We start from the raw sequence: 852 nt of genomic DNA, 5'->3' as shown, positions 1-852 counted from the left end.
TAGGTCGTGTGGACTCTTGGGATTCCCAAGGCTGAGCAAATCAGATTCAAGGCTGTCTTTTGGAGGCAGCCATGGGTGTTCTCGACCGTCTGATTCTTCGTGACGATCAGTGGGAGCGCATGTCGGCGCACATCATCGGCGACCAGCGGACGCGGGGATCGTCGGGCCGCGACAACCGGATGTTCGTGGAAGCGGTGCTTTGGATCGTGCGCACCGGGTCACCCTGGCGTGATCTACCCGAGGCTTTCGGGGATTGGAACAGCGTGTTCCGCCGTTTCAGCCGGTGGAGCCACAAGGGTGTCTGGTGGCGCATCTTCGCGGCGATGTCGGACGATCCCGACTTTGAGTATCTGATCGTCGATTCCACCATCATCCGCGCCCACCAGCACGCTTCGGGGGCCAAAAAGGGGGGTCTGAAGATCAGGCCCTTGGTCGTTCGCGCGGTGGCCTGAGCACCAAGATCCACATGGCCGTCCGGGGCCTTGGATGCCCGGTGCGCTTCATTCTGACGGCTGGCCAACGCGGCGACTGCCCGCAAGCCTACACCTTGATCGAGGGGTTGCCCGCAAAGGTCGTCATGGCCGACACGGCCTACGATGCCGATCCATTGCGCCGGGAAATCGCAGACAAGGGCGCCATCGCCGTCATTCCCAACAACCCGTCACGGGCGCGCAAATACCCGATCGACAAGCACCTCTATGCCCAGCGTCACTTGATCGAATGTTGCTTCTCAAGGCTCAAGCAGTTCCGACGCGTCGCCACACGATTCGAGAAGACAGCCCGAAACTACCTCGCCATCGTCACCATCGCCGCAACCGTCCTCTGGATCAGATAAGTGTCCACACGACCTAG

Annotated in this window: 1 protein-coding gene; it reads left to right on the top strand. The window is 60.9% G+C overall.

Annotated features, from left to right (window positions below; translation table 11 throughout):
- Positions 1-71: 71 nt before the first annotated feature.
- A protein-coding gene (locus NKH60_RS34980; protein WP_352837570.1) for an IS5 family transposase occupies positions 72-835 on the top strand; the annotation gives its coding sequence in 2 pieces (ribosomal slippage) (positions 72-407 and positions 410-835; 762 coding nt in all).
- Positions 836-852 lie beyond the last annotated feature (17 nt).

Origin of the sequence: Mesorhizobium sp. M1006 (assembly GCF_040318825.1) — a bacterium.
In the GTDB taxonomy this organism is placed as follows: Bacteria; Pseudomonadota; Alphaproteobacteria; order Rhizobiales; family Rhizobiaceae; genus Mesorhizobium.
The sequence above is the reverse complement of the archived record's forward strand: the minus strand, read 5'-3'. Positions and strand labels throughout refer to the sequence as shown.